The sequence below is a fragment of the Streptomyces sp. NPDC059917 genome, from assembly GCF_042730635.1.
Lineage (GTDB): Bacteria > Actinomycetota > Actinomycetes > Streptomycetales > Streptomycetaceae > Streptomyces.
Genome location: NZ_JBHWLC010000073.1, coordinates 22,180 through 39,421 on the forward strand (window position 1 = coordinate 22,180; position 17,242 = coordinate 39,421).

15 protein-coding genes are annotated in these 17,242 nt (G+C 74.1%); 9 read left to right on the forward strand and 6 right to left on the reverse strand.

Annotated features, from left to right (window positions below):
• Window positions 1-9 precede the first annotated feature (9 nt).
• Together ACFWAR_RS31465 and ACFWAR_RS31470 are read right to left on the reverse strand one after the other, a co-directional pair.
• Entirely contained in the window at window positions 10-573 is a 564-nt protein-coding gene (locus tag ACFWAR_RS31465; protein WP_385784479.1) for a DUF1990 family protein, read from the reverse strand.
• Window positions 570-1,391 carry a YndJ family protein gene (locus ACFWAR_RS31470; RefSeq protein ID WP_385784482.1) on the reverse strand — a complete coding sequence of 274 codons (822 nt, stop codon included), beginning with the start codon at window positions 1,389-1,391 and terminating at the stop codon, window positions 570-572. Before ACFWAR_RS31470 ends, ACFWAR_RS31465 begins: the two co-directional genes overlap by 4 nt.
• Before the next feature lie 178 nt (window positions 1,392-1,569).
• Between ACFWAR_RS31470 and ACFWAR_RS31475 the strand changes: the two genes are divergently transcribed.
• From ACFWAR_RS31475 to ACFWAR_RS31495, 5 genes are all read left to right on the forward strand, one after another.
• Window positions 1,570-2,862 carry a DUF6777 domain-containing protein gene (locus ACFWAR_RS31475; protein WP_385784484.1) on the forward strand — a complete coding sequence of 431 codons (1,293 nt, stop codon included), beginning with the start codon at window positions 1,570-1,572 and terminating at the stop codon, window positions 2,860-2,862.
• A gap of 7 nt (window positions 2,863-2,869) precedes the next feature.
• On the forward strand, window positions 2,870-4,930 hold the full coding sequence (locus tag ACFWAR_RS31480; protein WP_385784486.1) for a SpoIIE family protein phosphatase: 2,061 nt from the start codon (window positions 2,870-2,872) through the stop codon (window positions 4,928-4,930).
• Between the two features lie 112 nt (window positions 4,931-5,042).
• Window positions 5,043-6,293, forward strand: coding sequence for a hypothetical protein (locus ACFWAR_RS31485; RefSeq protein ID WP_385784489.1), 1,251 nt, complete (start codon window positions 5,043-5,045; stop codon window positions 6,291-6,293).
• 20 nt (window positions 6,294-6,313) lie between these two features.
• Window positions 6,314-7,177, forward strand: a complete 864-nt coding sequence (locus tag ACFWAR_RS31490) for an Fpg/Nei family DNA glycosylase (RefSeq protein ID WP_385784492.1) — start codon at window positions 6,314-6,316, stop codon at window positions 7,175-7,177.
• A gap of 51 nt (window positions 7,178-7,228) precedes the next feature.
• A complete protein-coding gene (locus ACFWAR_RS31495) occupies window positions 7,229-7,708 on the forward strand; it encodes a hypothetical protein (protein WP_385784494.1) in 480 nt (159 codons plus the stop codon).
• A gap of 48 nt (window positions 7,709-7,756) precedes the next feature.
• Here the strand turns inward: ACFWAR_RS31495 and ACFWAR_RS31500 are convergent, their stop codons facing one another.
• Together ACFWAR_RS31500 and ACFWAR_RS31505 are read right to left on the reverse strand one after the other, a co-directional pair.
• The gene (locus tag ACFWAR_RS31500) at window positions 7,757-8,257 is read right to left on the reverse strand and encodes a hypothetical protein (RefSeq protein ID WP_385784497.1); all 501 of its coding nucleotides are present in this window, start codon (window positions 8,255-8,257) and stop codon (window positions 7,757-7,759) included.
• 230 nt (window positions 8,258-8,487) lie between these two features.
• Window positions 8,488-9,021: a sigma-70 family RNA polymerase sigma factor gene (locus ACFWAR_RS31505; RefSeq protein WP_385784500.1), complete on the reverse strand. Its 534-nt coding sequence runs from the start codon at window positions 9,019-9,021 to the stop codon at window positions 8,488-8,490.
• 296 nt (window positions 9,022-9,317) lie between these two features.
• On the opposite strand from ACFWAR_RS31505, the gene ACFWAR_RS31510 reads away from it, so the two are divergent.
• Window positions 9,318-10,514, forward strand: a complete 1,197-nt coding sequence (locus ACFWAR_RS31510; protein WP_385784503.1) for a CapA family protein — start codon at window positions 9,318-9,320, stop codon at window positions 10,512-10,514.
• 72 nt (window positions 10,515-10,586) lie between these two features.
• On the opposite strand, the gene ACFWAR_RS31515 is transcribed toward ACFWAR_RS31510, so the two are convergent.
• Window positions 10,587-11,048, reverse strand: coding sequence for a universal stress protein (locus ACFWAR_RS31515; RefSeq protein ID WP_385784506.1), 462 nt, complete (start codon window positions 11,046-11,048; stop codon window positions 10,587-10,589).
• Between the two features lie 60 nt (window positions 11,049-11,108).
• Here ACFWAR_RS31515 and lysX point away from each other — a divergent pair, with 60 nt between their 5' ends.
• Window positions 11,109-14,408 (forward strand): bifunctional lysylphosphatidylglycerol synthetase/lysine--tRNA ligase LysX, encoded by a 3,300-nt coding sequence (lysX, locus tag ACFWAR_RS31520; RefSeq protein ID WP_385784509.1) that lies wholly within the window; start codon window positions 11,109-11,111, stop codon window positions 14,406-14,408.
• A 102-nt stretch (window positions 14,409-14,510) separates the two neighbouring features.
• The gene (locus ACFWAR_RS31525; RefSeq protein WP_385784512.1) at window positions 14,511-15,407 is read left to right on the forward strand and encodes a polysaccharide deacetylase family protein; all 897 of its coding nucleotides are present in this window, start codon (window positions 14,511-14,513) and stop codon (window positions 15,405-15,407) included.
• A 67-nt stretch (window positions 15,408-15,474) separates the two neighbouring features.
• On the opposite strand, the gene ACFWAR_RS31530 is transcribed toward ACFWAR_RS31525, so the two are convergent.
• Window positions 15,475-16,200 carry a class F sortase gene (locus tag ACFWAR_RS31530; RefSeq protein WP_385784515.1) on the reverse strand — a complete coding sequence of 242 codons (726 nt, stop codon included), beginning with the start codon at window positions 16,198-16,200 and terminating at the stop codon, window positions 15,475-15,477.
• A 391-nt stretch (window positions 16,201-16,591) separates the two neighbouring features.
• Here ACFWAR_RS31530 and ACFWAR_RS31535 point away from each other — a divergent pair, with 391 nt between their 5' ends.
• Window positions 16,592-17,161, forward strand: coding sequence for a hypothetical protein (locus ACFWAR_RS31535; protein WP_385784517.1), 570 nt, complete (start codon window positions 16,592-16,594; stop codon window positions 17,159-17,161).
• The last annotated feature ends 81 nt before the right edge of the window (window positions 17,162-17,242 follow it).

The following is a 17,242-nucleotide window of genomic DNA, read 5'->3' on the forward strand; positions in this document are numbered from 1 at the left end:
CCTCCAGTATCAGCCGCGCGCGACCAGGGCGCGCAGGGTGCGGCCGAGCACCCGGGCGTAGCCGAGCTGGAGCAACGGGACGACCGGACCGGCGAGCCGGGTGTACCAGGCGGCCGGGCGGCTGAAGGCGGTGACCGAGAACCAGACCGAACCGTCCCCGGCCAGTTCCACCAGGAACGATTCCTCGCCGCATTCGGGGTGCCCGGGGAGGGTCCCGTAGGCGAAGCCCGCCCGGTCGGGTCCGTAGACCGTCCAGATCACCTCGCAGGGCGCGGTGACGCGCAGCGGCCCGAAGCCGATCCCGACCTCGACGCGGCCGCCCGGCCGCACGGCCCCGTGGTCGGCGCGGATCCGCATTCCGGTCGCCCGGTGCAGGTCGAAGGTGGTGACCGCGGCGCCGGCCGCTTCGAAGACGGCCCGGCCGCGGCCGATCCGGACCCGGTGGTCCAGGTGGCGGTACCCCGGCGGCAGCGGGCGCAGCCGGGTCGCCCCGCGGTCGGGGTAGGTCAGTGCGTCGGTCCCGGCGGCCGCGGGCCGCGGCCGGTGGGCGCCCTCGCTGATGATGCGGGTCATGACGCGTTCTCCTCCAGACGGCGCCAGGCCAGCACCGAGCACAGTGCGAAGCCGAGGGCGTTGGCGAGGCCGTGGGTCGCGGCCATCCAGGTCACGGTGGGGTGCGGGAGTCCGCTCGCCTCGCCCAGCGCCCACCACAGGGCGAGCAGCATGGTGAGGGCCAGTACTCCGGCCGAGCAGGCGAGCAGCGCCGCGGTGCCCCGGTCCGGTGCGCCGGGGCGGATCTCCCGCCAGGTCAGCAGGGCCACCGCCCACATCCCCGAGGTCAGCAGGACGGCGCCCGCCAGCTCCGCCCAGTCGTCGACGAAGTACCCGGCGAGCACCAGCAGGGTCCCGCCCGGCACGCTGTACGCCGCCCAGCGCGCCCACGGCCCGGGCGCGGCGGCCCGGCACACCAGTCCGGCGACCAGGGCCGCGGCGAATCCGGCGAAGTGGAAGTGCGGGACCGTCAGGGCCAGGATCTCCAGGTCGAAGCCGAGGAGCCGGTGCCCGGTGCGCTCGGCGACCAGGGCGAGCCCGGCGACCGAGGGGGTGACGAGCGCGGTGAGCACCGCGATCTCGGGCGGGGCGAGGGAACGGGTGCGCAGCAGCCGGGCCGTCGCGTGCAGGACGAGGGCCAGCGTGGCGCACCCGTAGAGGGCGGCGAGGGTGCCCGCGAGCGCGCCGCGGGGCAGCCAGAGGCAGAGGGCGCCGGGCGCCGCGAGCAGGGGCCACAGCCGGGCGGTCGTGCGCAGCCGGGCCGGGTCGATCAGGCGCAGTCCCGAGGGGACGACGTAGAGCATGCCCACGGTGACGATGCAATTCACCAGTACCGTCACCGCGGACCGCCCTCCCCCGTGCGGTCGAACGCCTTGAACGCGTTCAACTCACGGTGTGAGCCTAGAGGCTCTCTTGAACATGTTCAAGGCCGCGGCTCCACGGTGACGCTCCGCTTGCGACACCCCCGGACATGCGGCAGACAAGAGGGGAGCAACAGGGGCTAACAGGGAGAACCTCGTGACGGATCAGCACGTACCGCAACCTCCGCCGCGCCGGGCGTCCCCGCAGCCGGCCCGCCGCCACGCACCGGCGGGCGCCGCCCTCCTCGCCGCGCTCGGGCTGCTCGCCGCGGCCTGCGGCGGCCCGGGGGACGGATCGCGCACCCCCGCGGCCGCACCGGAGAGCCAGGACGTCCTGCTCCAGCCGGTCGCCGTGGCGGGCCCCGACCCCTTCAACCCCTCCACCGCGACGGCGGAATCCGCGCCGCTGCAACCCCCCACCCCCAACGCCACCGGCGAGGGCATCCGCACCGTCGGCGGCGCCACCCCCGGCCTCTACGGCGGCACCCAGCGACTCGGCAGCTGCGACGTCGAACGCCAGGTCGACCACCTGACCTCCGACGACGCCAAGGCGAAGGGCTTCGCCGAGGCCGCCGGCATCGAACGGGCGAAGCTCCCCGAGTTCCTGCGCGGCCTGACCCCGGTCGTGCTGCGCGCCGACACCCGGGTGACCGGCCACGGCTTCAAGGACGGCCGCGCCACCGGCTTCCAGTCCGTCCTCCAGGCGGGCACCGCGGTCCTCGTCGACGACCACGGCACGCCCCGGGTCCGCTGCGCCTGCGGGAACCCGCTCCGGCCCCCGCGCGCCGCGGGCGGAGACCCCGTCTTCAAGGGCGACCCCTGGCCCGGCTACGACCCCCACCAAGTCATCGTCATCGAACCGACCGTCCAGGTCATCACCAGCCTCGTCATCGCGAACATCGGCGACAACACCTGGATCGAGCGCAGGACCGGCGACGACGGAGCCCAGGACAAGAGCCCCGCCGTGCCGCCCGCCCAGGACCCGGCGGACGGCATCCCCTCCACCGACCGGACGGATCCGGCGCAGCCCCCGACCCCGTCGGCGCCCTGCGCCACCCGGGACCCCAACAGCCTGGCCCGCACCACCCCGCCGACGGCTCCGTCCTCGCCGCGGGCCGCCGTCCCGCCCCCGCCCGGCGCGCCGGACTGCCCGCCGTCCGGATCCGCCACGGCCCCGCCCACGGGCCGCGACACCGTACCGAACACCCCGAGCCGCCCCCTCCCGCCCGAGCCCGCGAACCCGCCCGCGCCGCCCACCGTCCCACCCCTCGGCGAAACGCCCGGCGACCCGCCCCCGGAGCTGCCGCCCACCCCCGACGGGCCCGGCCTGAGCCCGTACGACCCCTACGCGCCCACCGACCCCTATGCCCCGGACGACCCCACCGACCCCTACGCCGTGCCCGGTCAGCACTTCACCCCGGACCCGGGTTACTCGTTGGAGAGCGTCTGATCCGCTCATGTGTCATGGTGGACCGGTGCCGAGCACCGTATCGCTGCCGGACGACTGGCCCGCACACCCGGACCGGTCGCTCTCCCTGAACCGCATGGGCAGCTTCGACTGGGACCTGGTCACCGGACTCATGCACATGGACCCGCCCGCCCTCGACGTCTTCGACACCCTGCCCCGGGACTACGACGAGCGGCCCGAGTCCCTCTCGCCCCGGGTCCCGCCCGCCGAGGCGGCCCGGCTCGACGCGCTGGTCTCCAGCGCCCTCAAGGGCGGGCTGGAGAGCTACGGCGCCTACTTCCGGATCAGGTGCCGCGACGGGCGGTTGCGCTGGACCCACACCCAGGGCCGGGTGATGCGCGACGCGAACGGGCGCCCGTACCGCATCATCGGCATCGTCCGGGACGCGACCGAGGAGCTGAGCCACTCCGCCGAACGCCTCGGCCTGGACGAGGAACGCCGCCGCCAGACCTCCGTGGTCGAGGGCACCACCGCCGCCCTCGCCCACGCGCGCACCGTGCAGGACGTCATCGACGCGCTCAGCGACGCGCACGGCCTGGAGCGGCTCGGCACCATGGGCATGGTGATGGGGCTGGTCGAGGCGGGCCGCATCCACCTGGTCGCCGAGGGCCCCGAAGGCAGCTTCGTCCCCGGCACCCGCTACACCCGCATCGACGAGCAGTACCCGATGAGCGAAGTGGTCCGCTCGCTCCAGCCCCGGTTCATCGACTCGCAGGAGGAGTTCGCCGCCTCCTACCCGGGACTCTGGTCGAAGATCTCGTACATGCGGATCTCGGCCGCCGCCTACCTGCCGCTGATCGCCCAGGCCCGTCCCATCGGCGCGATCGGACTCCTCTACCAGGACAAGGAAGCCTTCACCCAGGACGAACGGAACCTGCTCGTCGCCCTCGGCAGCAGCATCGCCCAGAGCCTCCAGCGCGCGATGCTGCTGGAGCAGGAGCACGACATCGCCGAGGGCCTCCAACAGGCCATGCTGCCGCGCCGGATCCCGGCGGTTCCCGGTGCGCAGATCGAGGTGCGCTACCGCTCCGCCCGGATGGGCCGCGACATCGGCGGCGACTGGTACGACGTCATCCCGCTGCCCGGCGGGCGGGTCGGCGCCGTCATCGGCGACGTCCAGGGGCACGACACGCACGCGGCGGCCGTGATGGGCCAGCTCCGCATCGTGCTGCGCGCCTACGCCGCCGAAGGACACGCACCCGCCACGGTGATCGCCCGGGCCTCGGTCTTCCTGCACGAACTGGACACCGACCGCTTCGCCACCTGCACCTACGTCGAGGCCGACCTCGCCACCGGGGTGCTCCAACTGGTCCGCGCGGGCCACCTGGACCCCCTGCTGCGCTCGCGCGACGGCGACTGCCGCAGGCTCCCCGTGGAGGGCGGGATGCCGCTCGGCCTCTCGGCGGAGTTCGGCCGCCTGGAGTACCCCGTCACCACGGTGGAACTGGACCCCGGGGAAACGCTTCTCCTGTGCACCGACGGCCTGGTCGAACAACCCGGCGCCGACCTCGACGACGGGATCCAGTACCTCACCGCCATGGTCCGCTCCGGCCCGGCCGACCTCACGCTGCTCGCCGACCGGTTGGTCGAGATGGCCGACGAGCGGGGCGACGACGACGTCGCCCTCCTGCTGCTGCGCCGCCAGGCCGAGGACGCGCCGCAGACGGGCGGCCGCCTCCAGCAGCACGTGGCCCCCGGCGACCCCGAAGGCCTGGTCTCGGCCCGGCACATGATCGGCACGGCCGTCCGGGCCTGGGGCGCCCGGGCCCGCGGCGACGAGATCGAACTCGTCGCGGACGAACTGATCGTGAACGCCCTGATGCACACCGACGGCCCGGCGATCGTCACCCTGCGCGTACTGGCCGGTCCCGAACGCCGCATCCGCGTCGAGGTCGAGGACCGCTCCAGCGCCCTGCCCCGCCGCCGCGAAGCGGGCGATTCGGGGGTCTCGGGACGCGGGCTGATGCTGGTGGACCGCCTCGCGGACGTCTGGGGGGTGGAGTCCCGGGGCGGCGGCAAGTGCGTGTGGTGCGAGTTCGTCATGACCTGAACCGAAGGGGAAGCGGAAGGGGAACCGGAGGCGGATCCGGCACGCACCACCGGGCCCGGCGGGCCCAAAGCCCGTTGCGGCGCGCGGTGGCGGTGCCGCAGGATCGGGGGCGATGACTACCGCCACGCACGACGTCCGCCGGTCGCTGAAGGCCGGAGATCTGCCCGGAGCCGTCCGGGCCCTGCGCCCCCACGCGGAAACCGCCTCGCCCGCCGACCTCGCCAAGGCCACCCGGGCACTCGCCGACGCCGCGGGCTTCACCGACCTCGCCCTGGCGGCGAAGGCCGCCGCCAAGAAGCCCCGCGATCCCCAGGCGCTCTACGACTTCGGCTACGCCTGCGTCGAACGCGGCGTGTCCTTCCTCGCCGTCGCCCCGCTGCGCCACGCGCTCGCGCTGCGGCCCGACTCCCGCAAGCTCCTCGCCGAACTGGTCGCCGCCCTCGAGGACGGCCACCGGCACGCCGAGGCCGCCGCCCTGCTCGCCGCCCGCGGCGACCGCCTGCCCGCCTGGCCCGAGACCTACCTCCTGGTCCACAACACCCTGTGCGCGGGCGACTTCGACGGGGCCCGCGCCGCCGCGATCCGGCTGCCGGCCCCGGAGGACGCGACCTGGCTCGGGGCCCACGGCCGCCAGCGCCGCATGCTGGGCCGCGCCGAACTGGCCCGCGCGGCCGGCCCCCTCGACGCCCGTGACCTGCGCGGCTGGCACTTCGCGCTCACCGGCGCACTGCTGGGCACGCTCTCCCCGTACGGCTACGGCGCCGGAATGACCGGCCGCTACGCCTTCCTCGGGGACAACCACGCCCTGATCCGGCGCGGCCTCGACCGCCTCGCGCTCGCCCTGGCCGCCGCCGGCCAGCGCCCGACCACCGTCTCGCTCCTCCCCGGCCGCGCCGACCGGATCCTCGGCCTGGCCGCCGCCGGGGTGCTCGGGCTGCCCGCGGTCCCCTACGACCCCGCCCGGCCGGACACGGTCGTGGCCGCCTACGACCTGCGCGCCGGTGATCCCGAACTCGTGCGCACCCTGCGCACCCGCACCACCGGCCAGGTCCTGCACGAGCACCTCACCTGCTGGACCGATCCGCCACCGGTGAGCGCCGATTCCAGCGCGCTGCTGTGCCAGTACGCGGTCGCGCCCTGGGCGGCGTACGGCGACCGGCCCGCGGACGAGCGCCCCGAGGAAGCGGTGGCCCGCGACATCGTCGACGTCGTCCCCGCGCCGGACGAGGGCGACGGACAGACCCCGGCCGACCCGGACGAGGCCCTGCGGAGCTACGTCGCCGCGGTGGCCCCCGGCTGGCTCGGCGGGGCCCGCGACCAGGCCCGCTCGCCCGGCCCGGTCCCCGGCTCGCGCTTCGGCTGAGGGCGGGCCACCCTGGGAGGGTGCCGGAGCTGCCGGAGGTCGAGGCCCTCAGGGAATTCCTCGACGAGCACCTGACCGGGCGGGTGGTGGAGCGCGTCCTCCCGCTCAACGTGAGCGTGCTCAAGACCTACGACCCCGCGGTCACCGCCCTCGAAGGGCAGGTGGCGGGAGCCACCGCCCGCCACGGCAAGTTCCTCGCGCTGCGGATCGGCGAGCTGTACCTCGTCACCCATCTCGCCCGGGCGGGCTGGCTGCGGTGGCACGAGGCCTTCCCCGCGCAGCCGCCCAAGCCCGGCGGCAAGGGCCCGCTCGCCCTGCGCGTGCTGCTCGAGGGCGGGGGCGGCTTCGACCTCACCGAGGCGGGCACCCAGAAACGGCTCGCGGTGTACGTCGTCCACGATCCGGCGCAGGTGCCCGGCATCGCCCGGCTCGGGCCGGACCCGCTCGCCGAGGACTTCGACGAAGCGCGGTTCGCGGCGCTGCTGGCGGGGGAGCGGCGCCAGCTCAAGGGCTTCCTGCGCGACCAGAGCGTGCTGGCCGGGATAGGGAACGCGTACAGCGACGAGATCCTGCACCACGCGCGGATGTCCCCCTTCAAGCTCGCCGCCTCCCTCGAGGCGACTGAGGTGTCCCACCTCTTCGAGGCGGTCCGGGCGACCCTGCGCGAGGCGCTCGCCCGCACGCACGGCGTGGCCGCGGGGAGCCTGAAAGCGGAGAAGAAGAGCGGGCTGCGGGTACACGGCCGGACCGGCGAGCCCTGCCCCGTGTGCGGGGACACCATCCGATCGGTGTCCTTCGCCGACTCCTCGCTCCAGTACTGCCCCACCTGCCAGACCGGGGGCAAGCCGCTCGCCGACCGGCGGCTGTCCCGCCTGTTGAAGTAGCCGCCGGCGCCCCCGGCCGGGCGCCGCGCCGCGCATAGACTGGTGCGCACCATGTCCGATGACGCGCGGCACCGGCCGCCCCGGCACCTCCCGGCGCCCCCGGCCCAGCCCGGCTCGCGGCGGGAGGTCGTCACCGGCGTGGCGCGCGGCGCGCGCGGACGCCCGCCCGCGCACACTCCCGCGCGTTCGGAGATCTCCCAGCACACCTCGCTCGGCGCCACCTACGTCCGCGCCCTGATGCGCAGCCAACTGCGGGCCGCGCTGGCCGCCCTCGCCGTGCTGCTCGCCTTCGTCGGGGCCCTGCCCCTGCTGTTCTCCCTGCCGCGCGTCGACGCGGGGCCCCTGGTGTGGGTGGGGCTCGGGGTGGTGGTGTACCCGGTGATGTGGCTCATCGCGCGCCGGTACGTCGTGCGTGCCGAACGCAACGAGGCGGACTTCACCGGCCTGGTGACGGAGCCCCCCGGCGAACCCCCGACCGACGTCCCGACCGACGTTCCGACCGACGCCCGGAGGGAGCCGCCGACCGGCTGACCGGCGCCCGGCCCCCGGCTCCGGCCCGGCCCCCGGCTCCGGCCCCGGTCAGAAGAGGTGCATCGCCAGGTGCCCCAAGGGCAGGCCCAGCTGCCAGGCCGGGGTCCACACCCGGGCGTTCTCGTCCAGCCCCGGCGGGGTGTCCTCGGGGCCGGGCCGCCCCGGGTCCAGGTTGGTGGCGAACAGCTCGGTCCGCTCCAGCCAACTCCAGGCGTCCCGGGCCAGTTCCAGGTCGGGATCCTCGCCGACGCCGCGTTCCCGGGCCTCCTCGCCCAGCTGGAGGAACCGGGTCTGCACCCAGTCGCGCCAGGGATGCCCGTACGCCGTCAGGGAGAGCCACTCGTCGAGCTGCGAGACCACCCGGATCCCGGACAGCTCGCCGGCGGCGTCGGAAAGGTAGATCGTCAGGGCCAGGGTGTCCCGCCCGGCCCGGAATTCCAGGGTGCTGACCGGGATCAGTCGCCCCGTGCGCAGCAGTTCGTCCGCGATGTACTCGGCGTAGAGCCACGCCATGGGCACCGCGAGCCCGCCGTCACTGGTGCCGTTCATACCCTCGGGCTGCACCGTTCCACCTTCTCCCGCGTGTCGAGCTTGCCGCCGTCGGTCAGAGCCTCTCCTCCGAGCCTCGCAGGACGGGCGATGTTTACTCAACTTGGACGCTCTGGAGCCGAATTGGATGCGCCATGCGCCCACTCAGGTCAATCCTTGAGCGATTCTCGGCCAGTTGGTCCTTCGTCCCCCAAGGTTTCCGCGGTCGTCGGTGACCGCGCCGCCCGGTCTCAGGCCCCGAGCCCGTACCCCTGGAGGTCCTTGCGCAGGGCCCGCAGTGCGTAGTAGGTCCGGGACTTGACGGTTCCTGTCGGTATGCCCAGCTCTTCGGCGGCTTCCGCGACCGACCGGTCGCGGAAGTAGACCTGCATCAGCACCTCGCGGTGCTCCGGGCCCAGACCGCCGACGGCCCGTCGCACGTCGATGGCGGTGACCGAACGGGAGACCCCGTCCCGGGGCGCGGGCGTCTGGTCCAGGTCCTCCTGCTCGACCTCCTGGGGGCGGGCGAGCCGGGCGCGGCGCGCGTCGATCGCGAGCCGCCGACCGACCGTGAAGAGCCAGGGGCGCATGGAGGCGTGCGGGCTCTCCAGCACTTCGGGGTGCTGCCAGGCGCGCACCAGGGTCTCCTGCACCAGGTCCTCGGCGCGCTGCGCGTCGCCGTTGCAGAGGCCGAAGAGGAATCCGAACAGAGCCCGGCCGTGCTCGCGCTGGAGTGCGGCGAGCGCCTCGGGGTCGGTGCGGCAATCAGTGGGGGAGAGGGGCACCGAGTGGCTCCTTCCGGGGTGGGTGCGGGTCGACATGACCACCCTGACCTGGGACGGGCCGCCCGGGAACCGTCGGGTGCCGCCGCTGCGCCCAAGCACCCCGGCCGTCCGGTGGGCGGCCGCCCTCGGCGGTGAACGGTCGAACGGCGCGGTGAACGGCAGGCCGTCCGCCGGGGGCGCGGTGCCGCCGGGAGGGTGAGTCCGGGGCCGCCCCGCGGAGCCGTTCCTTGACTTGCGCCGCCCGCTCTCCAGGATTCAGGTCATCCGATAGTCCTATGAAATGGAAGTTGGGGCAGATGTCCAAGCGCACGCGGCGGGCCGTCGCGGTCCTCTCGGCCGTCCTGCTGTCGGCCGCCGCCGCGGCGGGTTGTTCCGGCCCGTCGGGCGGCGCGGGCGGCCCGGGCGGTTCCGCCGGTTCGGGGACCGGTGCGACCAAGGGGAGCGCCGGGACCGGGAAGAAGGGCTTCACCCTGGTCGCGAGCGGGGACGTGCTCCCGCACACCTCGATCATCAACGCGGCGGCAACCGGGGGCGGAGGCTACGACTTCAAGCCGATGTTCGCGGACGTCAAGGACCTCGTCACCGCCGCCGACCTGGCGCTCTGCCACAGCGAGACGGTCTACGGCGAGGAGGGCGGCCCCTTCTCGGGCTACCCGGACTTCGTCTCCCCGCCGCAGGTGGCCGAGGGGCTGAAGGACGCCGGGTACGACGGCTGCTCGACCGCCTCGAACCACACCCTCGACGACGGCGCCGAAGGGCTGGGGCGCACCCTGGACACCTTCGACAAGGTCGGCCTGAAACACGCCGGTTCGGCGCGCACGGCGGCCGAGGCGGCCACCGTGACGACCTACACGGCCGGCGGGGCCAAGGTGGCGCACCTCGCCTACACCTACGACACCAACGACCACCCGATGCCCGAAGGGCGGCCCTGGGCGGTCAACCTGATGGAACAACAGAAGATCGTCGCCGACGCCCGGGCGGCCCGCACGGCGGGCGCGGACGTGGTCCTCGTCAGCCTGCACTGGGGCACGGAGTGGCAGACCGCGCCCGACGAGCGCCAGCTCTCCCTCGGCCAGGCCCTCACGGCCTCGGCGAGCGGCGGCCGCCCCGACATCGACATGATCCTCGGCACCCACGCCCACATCCCGCAGGCGTACGAGAAGGTCAACGGGACCTGGATCGTCTACGGCATGGGCGACCAGGTCGCCGGTGAGATGTTCAACGACTCGGGCGACCGCGACCTGCGCGGCAACTACGGTTCGATCGGCCGCTTCGCCTTCGAGCCCCCCGCCGCGCCGGGACAGCGCTGGCGCGTCACCAAGGCCGAGTACGTCCCGCAGATGACCGACCTCACCGCAGGCAAGGTCGTCGACCTCCCGGCGGCCCTGGCCAAGGACCCCGACCACGAGGCCTACAAGACCGCCGAGGAGGCCATCAGCGAGGCCGTGCTGAGCCGCGGCGCGGCCAAGGACGGCCTGACCCTCGGCAAGTAGCACCCCCGGCCGGGCACCCGCGACCGGCCCGGCACCCGCGTCCGGGCCGGTCCGGACCGACCCGGACCGGCACTAGGGAACCACGGTCACCGGCCAGCGCCCCGCCTTCACCAGCCGGACCGCCACCGACCCGATGATCCGGTGCCCGGCCTGCTCCGAGGCGCCCACCACCACCGCGTCCGCGGTCAGCTCCTCGGCGGCGCTCACCAGGCCCGCGTACGGGTCCCCGCGGAAGGTGTGGAACTGCCAGCGCACCTCGAAGATGCCCTTCAGGCGCTCCGCGGAGTCCCGGATCTCGGCCACGATCCCCTCCGCGATCTCCTCGGTGGCCCCGGCCACCGGCGCGCCCATGGCCGCTCCGGCCGCGATCACCGGCTGGACGTAGACCAGCGCCAGGAGGGCGTTCTGGCGCCGGGCCAGCCCGGCCGCGTACGCCGCCGCGCGCAGCGACGACTCCGATCCGTCGACCCCGGCGAGGATCACCTTCGGTCCGTCGGTACCCCGCTCGAACCCCGTGCTCACGTGCTCTGTCACCCCACCGAGGTTAGTGCGTTCGGCGCGCGGACCGGCGCGCGCCTCCCTACAGTGCGAACCATGAGTGCCACCGTGGAGGAGACCCGTGGGACCCGCAACCGCTTCCTGAAGCGGGTGCCCGACGGATTCGGCGCGTTCTTCGGAACGCTCGGCCTGGTGTGCGCCGTCCTGGCGCTGTCCCCCACGCTGCGGCGGCTGCTGCGGCCGGTGGTCCGCTTCCTGGACATGTTCGTCGTCCCGGTCAGCGAGAACCTCGCCTACGCCGTCTTCCTCTTCCTGCTGGCCGCGGCCCTCGGCACCCGCAAGAAGGTCGCCTGGTGGATCGTCGTCACCTATCTGGCCCTGTTGATCCTGGTCGACGTCCTGATCCTCGCCGACGGGGACTACTGGGTCTCGATCGTCTCCGGCGTCATCGCCGTCGCCGCCATGGTGCTGCTGATCGCCGCCCGCAAGGAGTTCTACGCCGCCTCCCGGCCCGGCGCCCTGTGGCGGGCGCTGCTGGTCCTCGGCCTCGGACTGCTCGCCGCCGTCTTCGTCGGCTGGGGGCTCGTCGCGATCTTCCCCGGCAGCCTGCCCAAGGGGCAGTGGCTGGACTGGGCCGCCAAGCAGGTCTTCGGCGGACTCTTCTCCGCCCGCCAGTTCGACGGCCACCCGCCCCGTCCCCTCTACTTCCTGCTCGGTCTCTTCGGCGCCCTCGCCCTGCTCAACGCCGCCTCCACGCTCTTCCGCTCGCAGCGCATGACGGCCGCCCTGCACGGCGACGAGGAGCCGCGCATCCGGGCGCTGCTCGGCGCCTACGGCCGGGGCGACTCCCTGGGCTACTTCGCCACCCGCCGCGACAAGGCCGTCGTCTTCGCCCCCAACGGCAAGGCCGCCGTCACCTACCGCGTCGAGGCGGGCGTCTGCCTGGCCAGCGGCGACCCCGTCGGCGACCCCGGAGCCTGGACGCCCGCCATCGACGCGTGGCTCGCCGTCGCCCGCCGCCACGGCTGGCAGCCCGCCGTGATGGGCGCCTCCGAGGAGGGCGCGACCGCCTTCGCCCGGTCCGGGCTCAGCGCCCTCCAGCTCGGCGACGAGGCGATCTTGCACATCGCCCAGTTCGACCTCGACGGCCGCGACATGCGCGTCACCCGCCAGGCCGTCAACCGCGTCCGGCGCACCGGCGCCTCCACCGTCATCCGGCGCCACTCCGCCCTCACCGAGGAGGAGATGCAGCGGATCGTCGACCGCGCCGACAAGTGGCGCGACACGGAGACCGAGCGGGGCTTCTCCATGGCCCTCGACCGGCTCGGCGACCCCGCCGACGGGGACTGCCTGCTCGTCGAGGCCTTCGACGCCGAGGGCGAACTCATCGCCCTGCTCTCCTTCGTCCCCTGGGGCAAGGACGGCATCTCCCTCGACCTGATGCGCCGCGACCGCTCCGCGCCCAACGGCGTCATGGAGTTCATGGTCGCCGAACTGTGCGCCGCCGCCCCCAAGCTGGGCGTGCGCCGGATCTCCCTCAACTTCGCCGTCTTCCGCTCCGCCTTCGAGGAGGGCGGCCGGATCGGCGCGGGCCCCGTCCTGAAGCTGTGGCGCAAGCTCCTGCTGTTCTTCTCCAAGTGGTGGCAGCTGGAGGCCCTGTACCGGTCCAACGTCAAATACGGACCCGAGTGGTACCCGCGCTTCCTCTGCTACCAGGACGCCGGTTCCCTCGCCCGGGTCAGCCTCGCCTCCGGCATCGCCGAGGGGTTCGTCTCCGTACCGAGCATGCGCACCCTGTGGGGCAACGGGCACGCCCGGGGCGTCACCGCCCCGGCCAACACCGCCGGCCTCCCCCCGATCGCCTCCCTCAACCTCGACCTCGTGGGGGAGGAGGGCCCGGCGAGCGCCGAGAAGCTGCCCGAACAGGTCCGCGTCCGCCACCGCAAGGTGGAGCGGATCCGGGCGAGCGGCACCGACCCCTACCCGGTCGGCATCCGCCAGCGCACCCACACCGTGGCGCAGCTGCGCGCCGCCCACCCCGGCTACCCGGCGGGCGCGCGGACCGGGGAACAGGTCACCGTGGCCGGCCGCGTGATGGTCGTGCGCGACCTCGGCGGCGTGGTCTTCGCCGTGCTCCGCGACTGGACCGGCGACGTGCAGCTGATGTTCACGCGCGACGAGGCCGGGACCGAGGTGCTCGGCACCTTCACCACGCAGGTGGACTTCGGCGACCACGTCGTCGCGAGCGGCGAGATCGGCACCAGCAGGAGAGGCGAACTCTCCGTCGTCGTCGACGCCTGGCAGCTCACCGGCAAGTGCCTGCGCCCGCTGCCCGACAAGCGCAAGGGCCTGGCCGACCCCGAGGCCCGGGTCCGGCGGCGCTACCTCGACCTGGTGGCCAGTCCCGAGGCGCGCGAGGTCGTACGGGCCCGCTCCAGCGCCGTGCAGGCACTGCGCCAGGGGCTGCTCGACCGCGGCTACCTGGAGGTCGAGACCCCGATGCTCCAGCAGATCCACGGCGGCGCCAACGCACGCCCCTTCCGCACCCACATCAACGCCTACGACATGGACCTCTACCTGCGCATCGCGCCCGAGCTGTACCTCAAGCGACTGTGCGTCGGCGGCATGGAGAAGGTCTTCGAGATGGGCCGCACCTTCCGCAACGAGGGCGTCTCCTACAAGCACAACCCCGAGTTCACGATGCTGGAGGCGTACCAGGCCTTCGCCGACTACGACGTCATGCTCGACCTCACCCGCGAGCTGATCCAGGGCGCCGCGACCGCCGCCTTCGGCTCGGCCATCGCGCACAAGGCGGGCCCGGACGGCAAGCTCGTCGTGCACGACATCTCCGGCGCCTGGCCCGTGAAGACGATGTACGGGGCGATCAGCGAGGCGCTCGGGGAGGAGGTGGACGCGGACACGGGGGAGGCGGCCCTGCGCCGCCACTGCGACCGGGCGGGCGTGCCCCACACCCCGGAGAACACCCGCGGCGACGTGGTCCTGGAGATGTACGAGCGGCTGGTGGAGGAGAAGACCCTCCTGCCCACCTTCTACAAGGACTTCCCGACGGACGTCTCGCCGCTCACCCGCCAGCACCGCAAGGATCCCCGGCTCGCCGAGCGCTGGGACCTGGTCGCCTTCGGCACCGAGCTGGGCACCGCCTACTCGGAGCTGACCGACCCGGTCGAACAGCGGCGCAGGCTCACCGCCCAGTCGCTGCTGGCGGCGGGCGGCGACCCGGAGGCGATGGAGATCGACAACGAGTTCCTGGACGCACTGGAGTACGCGATGCCGCCCACCGGCGGGCTCGGCATCGGGGTGGACCGGCTCGTCATGTTCCTCACCGGTCTGACGATCCGGGAGACGCTGCCGTTCCCCCTGGTGCGCCGCAGCTGAAGCGGCCGCCCGGCGGCCGCCATGGCGGCTGATCGGGTGAGGGGGCGGTGGCGCGTCCGCGTCTCCCGGCATCCGGGGCGGAGCCGTTGATACGTAGTAGTAATGAAAACTGACGAGCCGACAGTAGGGCGGCGCACGCTCCTGCGCACCGCCGTCTTCCTCGGGATCGCCGCCGCGGCCTCCGGCGTCCTCGGCGAGGAGGAGGCCCTGGACCCCGCCCGGCCCGGCGCACCCGCGGCGCCCGGCGGCGCGCCCGGAGCGGCGGGCGCACCCGGAACCGCCGCGCTGAACCAGCGGGGCGCGGCGTCCAGCGCGTACCGGCTGAGCCCGATGGCGGCCGACGTCCCGCCCCGCTACCACCCGGCCCGGCCCGCCGTCCGCACCCGCCCCATCCTGGAACTCTCGGGCGCGCCCGGAGCCCCGGCCGTCGGCAGCCAGATGGTGCTCACCTTCGACGACGGCCCCGACCCCCGCTACACCCCCGCGATCCTGGACACCCTGGCCCGGTACGGGGTCCGCGCCATGTTCTTCGTCTGCGGCGAAATGGCCACCGACAACCGGGACCTGGTGCGGCGGATGGCCGCCGAGGGGCACGTCATCGGCAACCACACCTGGACCCACCCGCTCATCCCGAAGCTCACCCGGCCCGACCTCGCCTCCGAGATCGGCCGTACGAGCGAGGTCGTGCAGCAGGTCACGGGGGAGGCGCCGCAATGGTTCCGGGCGCCCTACGGGGCCTGGAACCGGGCCGCCTTCGAGATCGGCGCCGAGCTGGGGATGGAGCCGCTCGCCTGGACCGTGGACACGCTGGACTGGACCGAGCCGGGCACCCCGACGATCGTCTCGCGCGTGCTCAAGGGAGCCGCCCCCGGGGTGATCGTGCTCTCGCACGACGCGGGCGGCAACCGCGCGCAGAGCGTCCAGGCCCTGGGCGAATACCTGCCCCAACTGCTCTCCCGGGGCTACCGGATGACCCTGCCCGGACTGCGGTCCCACTGAAGATACGTTCCGTCAGTGGGACCGTGATCCGATCAGGGCCGGGGTCCGGCTCCCCGGGGCCGCGCCGTCAGCGCGTCTCCACCATCCGGGCGAAGACGACCACGTTGCCGTCGTAGCCGCGGGCCTTCGAATATCCGCCGCCACACGTGATCACCCGGAGCTCCGGCTGGCCGGTGTCCCCGTACACCCGGGCTCCGGGGAAGGCGTCCTTGGCGAAGACCTCGACGCCGTACACCTCGAACACCGCCGTGCGCCCGTCGTAGCGCTGCACCTCGACGCGATTGCCCTTCTGCAGCGAGCCCAGCCCGTAGAAGACCGCCGGGCCCTTCGCGTTGTCCACGTGGCCCACGATCACCGCCGAGCCCTGCTGGCCGGGCGAGATGCCGTTGAGGTACCAGCCCGCGAGGTTCGGATCCTGCGGCGGCGGGGCGTCGATCCAGCCCTCCGCGTCCAGCCCGACCGTCATCACCGGCGCGTCCACCTTGATCGAGGGGATCCGCACCCGCTGCACCGAGGAGTGGTCCAGCGGGTCCGGCGCCGGCGGGAGCGCCTGCTCCGGCAGCTGCTGCGGCACCTGGTCCGACGGCTGATCCTGCCCTGCGGTCGCGGGCGTGCTCGGCGCCGCCTGCGGTTGCCCCGGGCGCACCCCGACGGCCGCGGCCGCGGCCGGCTGGGGAGGCCCCTCCTCGAACTCCGCCCCGTTCCGGACCATGGCGAGGCCGGTGAGCATGACGAGGGCGAGCGCTCCCCACGGAGAGCGTCTTCGTGACGGAACGGTCTCGTCCCAGCCCATGGTTCTCCCTTCCCGACGCGGGGGTCCCGACCCGCGTTCCCGTCCCACCCCGTGTGCACTGCTTCGTACGCCCTACGTCACGCACGCTAAGGGCGAGTACCGGCGACGGCGAGGGGGGAGGGGCGAACGGGTGGCGGACCGCGGCCGGGCCGGGGCGGGGGGCCGTACGGGATGCGCCCATCCAGGTAATCGTCACATAAATGACTGACGGGTCGTGACCTGCGGATCCGTCAGATGGGCCGCGCTCGCCTCGGCGTGTCGCTCAACCGGGCGGCCCAAAGGTGGAAATGCGCTGGTTGCGGACCGGCCGGAGGGTTCGTCATGGGAGGCGTTCTCGTCGATGATCCCGGGCGACCACCGCTCCGGGGCGCTTCCCGCTGGAGGTTCCACCATGCGTGCTTCTCGCGCTCTCACCGTGACCGCGGCGGCCTTCGTCGCCCTCGGACTCGCCGCTCCGCTCGCCAGTGCGAGCAACGAGCCAGCCCCCGCGTCCGCCGGTGCGCCCGCCGGTGCACCCGCTGGTGGGCCCGCCGGCGGGCCCGGCGGCGGCGGCCCGGGCGGCGGGCCGCGCAACGTCGCGGTCAGCCCGTACTCGGTGCACCGGGGCGCCTCGATGGAGGTCAAGGTCGAGGGCTGCCGCAACGGAGGTACGGTCTGGTCGCCCGGCAACTTCGACCAGGCGAACCTGTCGGGCGGTTCCCCCGCCTTCGCCAACGTCCACATCCGGCACGACGCCCGGACCGGCGACCAGACGCTCTCCGTCAAGTGCCACGACAACAGCCTCGTGGCCACCCACCGCTTCCGTATCCTGGAGGGTCGCGGTGCGCAGGGCGGCCTCGGCGGCTCCATCGGCCCGTCCGCCACCGAGACCGCCATCGGCGCGGGACTCGTGGGCACGGCGGCCCTCGGCGCGGGCGTCCACGTGATGCGCCGCCGCCGCCCGGTCCACGGGCGGGTCTGACCGGCAGCCTCCCCGGTCGTGCCCACCAGCCCGTGAACCGCCGTTGGGCCCCCGGGCGGGCCCCGGCGCGGGGGGGACCGC